This window comes from Rothia sp. HMSC071B01, from assembly GCF_001808945.1.
In the GTDB taxonomy this organism is placed as follows: domain Bacteria; phylum Actinomycetota; class Actinomycetes; order Actinomycetales; family Micrococcaceae; genus Rothia.
Genome location: NZ_KV795055.1, coordinates 1 through 10,813, shown reverse-complemented (window position 1 = coordinate 10,813; position 10,813 = coordinate 1). Strand labels below are relative to the sequence as shown.

Here is a 10,813-nt window from a genome sequence, read left to right as displayed (position 1 = left end):
ATGTACCGAAGGACGCCATCATTGTGACGATCAATCCGAATATGGTTCCTGAGGGAGCGAAGAAGGGATAACCTGAGACCCCGTTGAGGGGTACCGGCATGGCGAGGGCTTCAACCCGGGTGTGGGTTGGGGCCCTCACCTCGTGTTTGGGCAGGTTGCGGCGGAATGCTCCGTGTGGGGTGCGGTGTATGATGCAGGCATAGTCTCATGTAGGGAAAAGAAAATCCGAGGCAGGAGGAAGAGATGGCTGGTGGGCAGAGTGCTTTTGCAAAGGCGGAGGCGCGAGCTAAAAAGCTGACTGCGAGTAAGGCGGCGATGGATCGAGAGATTCTGACGCAGCTGCTAAGGGCAAGTCAGGGTGGGCAGAAGGTCGTGCATAAAATGGCCAGGGTGCGCAAGCGTACCTACCCACCCGAGTTCGCCTACCTGGATACGTTGCCGAAGATTCTGTGGTGCCAGTGTCAGAAGATTCTCGATGATCAGGGGCAGCGGGTGCAGGTCCCCCGTGATGAGTGCCATTGCGCGGCTCGTGATTGGGTGCAGACCTCGCTGCTGGTGGACGCTGATGCGCTGCAGGTGCTGGAGGATGTGCGAGATGCCGAGGAGCAACTAGTGGGAGTACGCATGCCTCTGCAGTCCTACATGCTCGCAGCCTTTACCGGGTATCTGCCGACCCGCCAGGAAGGTCTAGAACAGGCAGAAGTTATTCGGCAGTCTCTAGCCTCTGGCCAGAAGCCGCCGAGCCCGAAGACGCTTCGGCGGAAGATTCGCTGGCCGCAAGATGTGGCGCAGATGTGTCATCAGGAGGCGAAGCGAATCTATGTTTCGGGGCGGGGGCGCTCGCAGGTGTTTGTGCCGTCGTCTTGGTTCTATTCAGAGGCGATTCGTCGTTTTGCTCAGGCTCGTATGAGGCTTTTGGAGGGCTAATTCATTAGCCTGGCTGACCCCTATGGTGCAGTGCGTGATGTGCACTGTGCTGTGGGGGTTGTTTTTTGTCTCCAGTGGGGTGGGTGTGGCGTCATATGTTGGGCATTTATGCCTCAATGATTCCTTTTGTTGCAAGGGAATAATATAATAGGTACTGATTATGTCCCATATTCAAATGTTTGTTTAAGGAGCGTTGCCTCATGTGCGATTGGAAGCCTGGACCGCGCTGTTTCACTCACTACGCGCCGCACTTTGCCAAAGCTCAAGACGAGTACAACGCCGCACTGCTTTTGGCGATGTATGAAACCGCCAATGGGGGAGAGGTCTCTGCATCAACCCGCCGGCTGCTGGATGAGAAGTTCCTCGCCTACATGCACGCGCAGAAAGAGTTTTACACCTCCCCCAAAGCCCGAGACCAGTTTTTGCAGGGCGCCATTCAGCAGCGCATCGACATGCTCTCCGGTGAGATGACCGTCGAGAACAAAGAGCTGCAAGAGATCATCATGGATCACCAGAGGCGCAACCTGGACATGCTGGAGAAGCAAGCCGTTGACGGTGCGCACCGCTGGGACCAGGCCAAGCTGGCCTCCAAGATCGCCAATGACCGCAACGAGAACGCGTTGGAACGCGGCATCTTCAGTGAAGCCGCCTACTCTGCTGAGGAGATCGCTCAGGTCGATATTCGCCAGTGGGACCGCGCCTGCCCCGACGGTGAACTGATCCTTGACGGCTTCGATGACACACTGCAGCTCTCTGATGCCACCGGTATCCACCGTGAAATGACGATTACCCGCCACGTCCGCCTCGAAACCCCCACCGGTGAGCGCGTCCACCTCGATATTGAGGCGCGCATCATGCAGAAAACCAAGGGATCTTCTTCCTACACGGTCGAATACCTCATCAAGCAGGACGGCGAGACCCTGGGCATTCTCATCCCCAACTCCTCCGTGCAGGACGCCTATTTCAACGTGGGCGCGGTCTATGAGAATCGTCCCGCTGTCCGCGAGCCCTGGCAGGACCTGCACAAGGGCATCCGCCTACGCAAGAACGACTGGGACCATTTCGCACGCGCTAACGAACTGACCGACGAAGAACTCGCCGAAATCAAGGCGAACCACGTACACACGCACCAAATCCTGACAGGCGCAGCCGAGGCCGGAGACACCACCATGTTCTCCCGCCACAACGCCTTCAACGACAAGGTCAACCGGACCCATCGCGGGCACCGCCACAACAGCACCACCGAACAGTTCGTAGCCGAACAGGGCGCTCGCACCAGCTTCAACAGCGTCTCCGGTGCGAAGGAGAATGTCGCTCAGACGCTGGGTTCGTTGGACAGCATGCTGCTGGACGTTGCGGTGAAGGCACGCCGTCAAGGCATCAACACCTACGCAGCCGAGCAGTTCGGCGCCAAGGACAAGAGCGCCCGTGACAGGGTCGAGGCAGAATCCCGCGAAATCATGGCCAATGAGCCCGAACGCCTGCAACCCAAGAGTCGCAGCGAGAAACGCAACCGAGGCGGAGGCCGAGACCGCGTCGAACGTAACCTGGCCCGTGAGCAACGCCGAGCCAATCAGTTCGCCGACAGCCCCGTCGTTGCAGCACGCAGGAAGGCAGAAGTCGAACGCACCAACAGCACCATGGCGAAGATGCAGCAGACTCAGGGCGGCCTGGTCTACAGCGCTCGCGTGGAGCCTGAGCGTAAGCCGGTTGATCCTAGTGATTTCCACGCGGGCCATTTCTACCGCGTCGCCTCGACGCAGGCGGGCGGCAATAAGAAGTGGGTGTCGGTTTCCTTCACGCAGGAGGGCAAGCTGGCTGGTGGTTTGAAGGCGTATAAGCATCCGCAGAAGCCTGGCATGGTGGCAATCTGCAAGGGCACAAAGGCCGTTGTGGTGGTCAGTGCTGAGCAGTTTGATGCGATGGCTGATGTCAGCCGCTAACCACAACCTTTGAATGTGGGACATATCGAAACCGATATGGGGGCTGGTTCCCTTGAAATCACAGGGAACCGGGCTCGTGCAGCCGCGATAAACGCCCCTCTTTCACCGAATCTGCCATTTTTCATCCGCTATGGTGGAGGCAGATACACAAGAACAACACGACAAAACGACCGAACGAAAGGAAGCTTCCATGTCTACCATTGAATCGACGGAAGACCGAGAGAAGGCCTACCAAAAGCAGTACCAGAGTGACCGACTGCTGCGCCGCCGCTTCAGCTACGAGGCGCTGGAGAAGAAGCACCGCGTCACCGTCAAGGGTAAGGATCTCTCTGCTGAGCTGATGGCTGCCCGTGCCCCGGGCGTGACCGGCGAAACCCCGTGGGTGAAGGATTTGTCCGCCCACCCGCTGCAGTGGCACCGTGAGGGAATCCCCGCTGACCTTCCGCGTCATATCCCGAACGCGTTCAGGGATGTGGCGCCCGGGCGTGACTTCACCGACCCGCGCATGCTCTTTGACGCCTCCCTCTTCGAGAGCATGACTGATGAGGAAATCGCCTACTTCAACGACCAGAAGCACTGGGTGGTAGAGGATGCCTCTGCCGGTGATGCTCTTGCCCTGGACACTGAGCTTGAAGATGAGCCCGGCTGCTACGGCTACTTGGTTCACCTGAACCGAGGCCGTAAGGAGCTGAACAACCCGCCGGTGGGCCGCCCGCACTACAAGCGTGCGGACGGTAAGGAACTGGTGTGGGGAGACCCCCGACTGGATGCACCCTACTGGCAGCAGTGCGGTGACTTCATCTACGCTCACTTGGATGAGGCTTCTGCCCGCGCACATTTCGATTCGCTACGCTCTGCCCTCTACAGCCTGAATCAGGAGCTGCGCCTGTACCGACTGACTAAGCCGATTACTATCGGTGAAGCACGTGAGTGGCTGAACAGCGACCACCCGCTGCGCGAGGATCGCCACGGTGCGATCACCCTGGAGGCTGTGGGTACCGGTCAGCTCGACACCCCGGGTGCACTGCGTGTACCTCAGCTGCCGGCCCCTGATGAGGATGAGCTCAATGAGGCTGCCGAGAAGGCCTGGTGGGATTCACTGACCGCTAATGAGCAGCGTGCCTACGAGGCAGCGCAGGAAGCGGATGCGCGCCTGGTCGAAGAGCGCGCAGCAATCAACCTGCAGCGTCAGGAATTCTACGACCGCATCTACCAGGACCTCTACAACGTGGACGCTCTTTTGCAGCAGCTGCTCGAATGGGCAGAAGAAGCAGAGAACGAGGCGGATGCTCAGTGGCACCGTGAGAACAACACCACGATGGACCTTGAGGACAAGCTCGAATTCGTCGCCAGCTTCTACCGCCGAAACCCTGATGACGGTGAAGCAGCCCTGCGAGCAGCCAACCTGGTCACCCCCCACGAGACGCTGACGCACCTGGCTGGTACTTTGCCGCTGACCGATGAGATGATTGCGGCAGCAGCAGCCCGTCACCGCAACGCCCTGCAGGCTGGCACCGAGAAGCAGCACCTGAATTTCCGTCGCCGCACCGGCGGCGGCGAGTACGTGCCGACCAAGGCTCAGGAGCAGTACGCCCGCGAGCACTTGATCACCGCGTACACCCGCTCCGGTACCGAAGGGTCCGCACAGCTGCTCATGGCCATCTATGAACCCTCCGGAATGACGCTGCTTGACCCGCATGATGAGTGCGACGGCAACGGCTTCTGCTGGGAGACGATGAACCTGGATGACTACCGTGCAGGCTTCTTGTTCCCGCTGTATTCGGACATGCCCACCGGCGGCTTCGCACCGGCCAAGGACCGTGTCGAGTACCTGTGCCTGCTGCTGAAGCAGGGCATCATCACCCTGGAGCAGTTCTGGCAGCGCCTGCGCACCAACTCGTACGTCAGCGACCGTGACGAGTACTTCGAGGACGGCTCCAACGCACTGGTGATGACCAAGAAGAACTGGCGTAACCTGATCCATCAGGAGCAGCCCGAGGACACCGCCAAGGACCCGCTCATGATGCCCACCGACTGGGCATTCGTTGATGCATCTGATGAACGTCTGGGCTTCTGGACCCTCTCAGAATGGGAAACCTACGTAGCCTCCCAGCCTGAAGACTGGTTCATCGTCGGCGAGGATGTACCTACCATCATTGGACAGAGCGTAGAGCCTGAACTGCTGCTGCCGGAAATGATGGAATGGCATCAGCGTCACCTCGACTCCCGCAAGCTCTAAGCAAGCTCTAAACTCCTGTGCACTAGGCTGTTTAGGTACCCTCGGGGGCCAGCGGGTATATTAGGTTCTGACATGGAACCTCCTATCGTCGGTTCTTGTCGTGTTGTTTAACTGAATACAGCTCCTGGAAGATGGAGTGATGTATTTGTGCATGTATATGGGCCTGGGAATATCGGAATCCTGGGCCCATATCTGTACCCATTACCTCACCAGAGGTGGAGCGCTCTCACCTCCAGAGACGCACAAGCCCCGCAAGAACAACCGGTTCTTGCGGGGCTTCTTCGTGCACTCACACACGAGAAACCAGGCTTACTTCATGAACCACCGACCCAGCAGACAAAACACCGAATCTAGCGCGGATTTTCAAGGATTCAAAGCCCCGAAAAAGGTTGCTTTCAACCCCCAAACATTATATATTTGTCACAGTGACAAAAGTTGTAAATTAACAACAAGAGGTTGATATGCGCCCCACCCCCTGGAACCCAAAACCCATCCACACCGCCTTCATGGACTACGAAACCGGCTACGGCGTCACCTCCGACGGCGTACCCTTCAAGGCAGCCCCGGGCGCTCGCCGCAAGAACCCGAACCTGGTTGATAAGCTCAACGCTGCAGCCCAGCTGCGCGTAGCAGGCCAGCCGGTCACCCGCATCTTCCTCACCGGCAAAGTGCCGCGCAACGACCGCAACACCCGACACTGGCTGCTCACCCAGACCCCCGGCTGGGAAACCCCCCGAGGCCACTGGCTCGGCACCCCTCCCACCGGACGCTTCGACAACATCGAAACCGGCCAGCGCATCGACGTGAAGGTCTCCTCCGAATGGTTCGGCAAGATCAACCTCACCCCCAACCAAGCACGCAGCGCCTGGAGCACCCTTGAATCAATCTTGAGCCACTTCTTCCGCTCCGACCTGACCGGCGGCTCCCCACTGATGCTCACCCCCGCCGCCACCGGACAGAACCTCTGGGCAACCTCCCTGCCCAAAAACTACGCACCCATCCCCGTCGACCCCGACATCGCCGAAGACCTGCACCGCACCAGCACCCAGCCCCACCTCGACCACCTCGTACTCGGCCCCGCCATGCCTCAGCACCCCGACGTCGTCCCCATGATCGACCCGAGGCACACCCCACAGCTTGACGGCTTCGCCTACACCGACGGACGCTTCATGTACTCGGCCCTCTGCAGCGAACTAGGCACCGGCCCCGGACACCGACTCACCGCCAAACAGTGCGAAGACCTCTGGCGCGAGAACCAGTACGTGCGCGCCCGCTTCGCCGTCGAATTCACCGTCCCCGACACCTGGGAACACGTCGGCATCTTCGGCATCCCCTTCGAGGACAAAACCCACGGATGGTACTACCCCAACCGCCCCGGCGCACGCGGTCAGGCATGGGTTGATGCCTCCGAGCTGTTCGTCGCCCAAAAATTCGGCTGGCACTTCCGCTTCCTCGAAGGCATTCTCTTCACCACCGAAAAGAAAGCACAGCGCAAGCGATTCGAGCCCGGCGCAGATGAGGCAACCCGCCGCCTAGTGAACGCACGCCCCCTGGATACCTGGGCTAACCGTCTCTCCGAAGCACGAGAAGTCGTAGACAACCGCCCCGACCTACACCCTGCCGTCGCCAAAGCTATCAGCGCAGCACTACGCGCCATCGTCATTCAGTCCATCGGTGCGTTCGCCTCCCGTGGCCGCTCCGCAACCGCCATCACCTACGACTTCGCCAACATCCCCGCCAAGCACCAAGCCACTGCAGAACGCAAAGGCAACGCCTTCATCTACACCCTCCCCCAAAACCACAACCCCCGCCAGCAGGCCTTCTATCGCCCCGAATTTGCAGTGCAGGTATGGGGTAGGGGTCGCGCTCGCGTGTTGCATCATACGGTGCGTCGTAAGGGGTTCGATCCTGTGGAGACCGGCGCTCTGACTCTGCCGGGCCGGTCCATTATCGGCATTAACGGTGACGCGATCTATTCGAGCGTGTTGCCGACCTGGTCGCTTCCTGAAGCTGATGGTGGCGCTGATGATGGGCGTGCTGGTCTGCTGCGCCTTCAGGGCTGGCTACCTGGCCCGGTCAAGACCCCGGTACTACGTTCTGACCGTGACAAGCTACGAGACCGAGCCGTGAAGTCAGGGTACACCCCTGGTGTGGATGATGCTGTCTTTGAGCATGAATTTATCCCCCCGGAAGATGGCCTGTTCAGCTATGACCTCTTCGAGGAAGACGTCTAGACCCTAGAGAGGATGTGACCTATGGATCCGCAAAAGGCACCGCTCTCTCAGCTCTTCGCCTACATCAAGCAGGTGCACGGGCTGAGCAACCGGAAAATTGCCGAGCAGCTAGGCCGCTCAGAGACTCTGGTACGCAAGATTCTGGCAGGCACCTGCAAGAATGAGGCATACCGCATTCCTGGCACTGAGCTGGCAGAGACTGGTCGGGTAAAGCATCAGGCTCCTCGCCGTCGCCGTAAGGACGGCAAGCTGGCTCGTGTGCGTGCCCCGCGCGGCTCGAAGAAGAAGTCGATTGCTCCCTCCGATACGCGCGGTACCCCGGTACCTAAGCCGCGCCGTAGTGCTTTTATCCATCACAAGCCTGTTGAAGGCGCTGACGGCAATCGGTTCTACATGATTGATATGCCGGTGGGTAAGAAGACGAAGGGCCGCGTCTCTGGCTTCAATGCTGCCATGGGTGATTTGCATGATGTCACCCGCCGCCAGGCACACACTGACAAACGCGTGAATATGAACGTGATTGTGCAGAATGCTGACGGCACCCGCCATCAGCTGCGCGTGGGCAGCAAGCGAGGCTTCCATGCCTCCGACGTGCTGGCCGATGTGAAGGATGTACACAAGGGTAGCTTTGAGTCGTGGCTGATGCATCAGTTGCAGACTGTCTACAATGGCTCTTCTGGGCGCATTGTGCAGATCCAGATGGTCTCTTTCGATGCTGTCCGTAGCAAGGAGGAGCGTAAGACTCAGGACCAGGCGGGCACCCGCCGAGGCTTCTGGAGCCAATTCCGTAAGCGCCGCTAAACACCTACCTATTACCTCTTGGAAGGAGGCTTGAAATGACACAACACAAAAATGGAAGCCTGCGTGAGCGCTTAGAGAGAGCACTGGAGTTCACGAGCACGGATGAGCAGCTGGCTGAATGGTTGGTGGAGACTGGCACGCTGGAGGACGTTTTGGGGGCGTGCACGTGTACTGCTGATGAGGCAGCTGAGTTGTTGGGGTATGCCAGTGTTCGGTCGTTTAAGACGTTGGTGCATCGTCGTTTGGCGGGTAAGCCCAGTCGTGTGCCTTTGCCGGTGGTGAAGGGTGCGGGGGATTTGTGGTCTCGTCCTGAGGTGGTGCGGGCGGCTGAGCCTCAGCGGGTGTATGCGTCGTTTCGGTTGCCTGCTGAGGGGTAGTGGGTTTTCTGCCTTTTTGGGTGTGAGGGTGTCTTTGCTGCTTGTTGTTCAGGTGGTGGGGGCACCCTCTCTGTGTGCAGGTGAGGGTGTGTGGGGTGCTTGCCAACTTGCCAACTTGCCAACTTTTCGACTTGTCGGGTTGTTGGATTGTTGGCGGGTAGTGGTGACGGGGGAGAGGTGGTTCTGTGGCGAGTGAGTGCCGGTGTGTTTTGGCGGGTGGTCTGGTGAGTGTGCCAGGCTGCCTCTTTTTGTATATCTGGCGTGTGGGGTGTTTTTAGTTTTTTGGGAAAGTAATTTAGCAATTAGACATTGTGGCAATTTCAAGTTTTCTTATAGTGATTTTCCTCACTCTTGGATTGAGGGGTTCAATCTGCACCCTGTGGATAACCCTCTTAAAGCCGGGATGACAACTCCCGCCAAGTGGGATGTAAACTCCCGTAACCCGGGATGACAACTCCCTCGAACCAGGATTAGAACTCCCGCAACCCAGGATGACAACTCCCTCACTAGGCCTGTGGAAAACCCTAAAATCCCTTGTATTTACTGGGCAGAATCGGTGTTCAAAAAAAGCGCCCCTATAATATATTCCTAAAATATATTTCCTATCATCATCAGCGCGCGCGAGCATGAGGGCTGTGGAAAACATTTGATTCAGGGGATTGATGACGACGATGTCATGAAGTCTAATGCGTTGCTTGACACTCTGAACCCTGTGCGGATACTGTGAAAGCGTTACGAAAAAAATTGGCCCCGCGGTGTTTCCAGCAGCCACGGGACCAGACGTAACACCCAAAAGTCAAACAAAATCAAAAAGAAAGAAGGCGTTACAATGCCTCATTTTACCGTACCCACGGACACTAAGTCCACCCCCGGCAACGAAGCCGAAGCAACTCTCAGCAGCATCATCGCTGAGCACACCGCCCCCACCGGCGGCACCCTCCAGCACCCCCAAACCGCTGGCCCCCTCGCATTTACCGACCACACGGTCGCACACTACCCCTGGCTGTTCATCAACCACTCCTTGCCCTACAAGCGCACGCCCGAAACCTCCTGGGTGCGCACCAACGGCGACATCTCCGTGCTGTTCACCGCACCCCAGAAATTCAACGCCCACGGCGACCTCGAACACGGCATGATCCCCTACGGCCGCATCGGACGCGAAGTGCTCATGTGGCTGGTCTCCTCCGCCCTTGAGGCGAACTCACGCACCATCGAAATCTCCCGCACCTGGCGCGGATTCCTGCGAGACCTCGACATCCCCTACTCTGGCCCCAACCGTGCCATGGTCCAGAACCAGCTGCGCGCCATCCTGGACTTGAGCATCACCATCCACCACCCCGGAACCCTTGCCGGGCGCAACTTCTCCACCGAAAAATTCATGATCGGCTCCGGCGAGAAGTTCACCTTCGACAAGGACGGACTACTCGACGACGCCTACCGCTCCGTCGTCATCCTCAGCCAAGAATTCTTCGACCTCATCAGCGCCGACGCCTCCCCGGTCGAAGGATCCATGAAGATCCTGATCGAGAACTGGCGCGAAATCACCCGCAAATACCCGCGCTCACCCATGGTTGGTGACGCCTACCTGTGGCTGGCCGGACGCATGCCCCGCCTGCGCGGTGAAGGCACTTACCTGCCGTGGTCTACCCTGGCCGGGCAGTTCGGCGCAGCCACCGCAGAGCGTGACTTCCGCAAGAGTTTCCGTAACGCACTGCGCACCGCTGCCGGTGAATATTTCGCCCCGCTGGGCCCCAAGTTCGACGTGCACACCTACATCAACGAATACGGAGTCGCGCACTACGCCACCGGTGGCGGCCTCCACTTCACCCCCATCAGCCCCGAGCACCAGAAGCTTCTCGGATGGGGTGCCCGCCGAGCCAAGAAAACCTCACCGAATTCTGCAAAGAAGCGCACCACCAACCACCCCGAAACCCCCGCATCCCAGAGCCCCGCACTGGCTCCCGTCCGCATCGAAACCCCTGCTACGGTGCAGGACGCCCAGCCCGAAATCGTCGAATTCGTCGCAGATCAGGGCGTCGACTTCACCGCGCTACGCGAAGAACTGACCAGCAAAGGACTGAACCTCACCGCTGTCTCCGACGGTGCACTGCGCACTGCCGTCGCCACCGTCTTCTCCCGCTCCAAGTCAATCAGCGACCCCCAAGCACTGGCCGCCCACTCCCTCACCAAGGAGCCTAAGCTGCTGGGCCTCAGCACCCCGGCGCCCACCCGCACTATCGCTACCGCGCCGGTACCTTTGGTGACCCTGCCCAAGGGCACCTGCCCCGAGCA

The 10,813-nt window shown here is 59.0% G+C and carries 7 protein-coding genes; all 7 read left to right on the top strand.

What is annotated here, in order from left to right; translation table 11 throughout:
• The first annotated feature begins 243 nt into the window (after nt 1-243).
• Entirely contained in the window at nt 244-927 is a 684-nt protein-coding gene (locus HMPREF2527_RS00825) for a hypothetical protein (protein ID WP_070505703.1), read from the top strand.
• Between the two features lie 200 nt (nt 928-1,127).
• Complete coding sequence (locus HMPREF2527_RS00820) at nt 1,128-2,870, top strand: hypothetical protein (RefSeq protein ID WP_070505701.1); 1,743 nt, start codon at nt 1,128-1,130, stop codon at nt 2,868-2,870.
• A 190-nt stretch (nt 2,871-3,060) separates the two neighbouring features.
• Nucleotides 3,061-5,109: a hypothetical protein gene (locus HMPREF2527_RS00815; RefSeq protein ID WP_070505699.1), complete on the top strand. Its 2,049-nt coding sequence runs from the start codon at nt 3,061-3,063 to the stop codon at nt 5,107-5,109.
• Nucleotides 5,110-5,570: 461 nt separating this feature from the next.
• Nucleotides 5,571-7,343 (top strand): hypothetical protein, encoded by a 1,773-nt coding sequence (locus HMPREF2527_RS00810; RefSeq protein WP_070505697.1) that lies wholly within the window; start codon nt 5,571-5,573, stop codon nt 7,341-7,343.
• A 21-nt stretch (nt 7,344-7,364) separates the two neighbouring features.
• Nucleotides 7,365-8,144: a hypothetical protein gene (locus HMPREF2527_RS00805; protein ID WP_070505695.1), complete on the top strand. Its 780-nt coding sequence runs from the start codon at nt 7,365-7,367 to the stop codon at nt 8,142-8,144.
• 35 nt (nt 8,145-8,179) lie between these two features.
• Nucleotides 8,180-8,521 carry a hypothetical protein gene (locus tag HMPREF2527_RS00800; protein WP_070505693.1) on the top strand — a complete coding sequence of 114 codons (342 nt, stop codon included), beginning with the start codon at nt 8,180-8,182 and terminating at the stop codon, nt 8,519-8,521.
• 829 nt (nt 8,522-9,350) lie between these two features.
• The coding region (locus HMPREF2527_RS00795; RefSeq protein WP_070505691.1) for a replication protein RepA at nt 9,351-10,813 on the top strand (1,463 nt) is incomplete at its 3' end.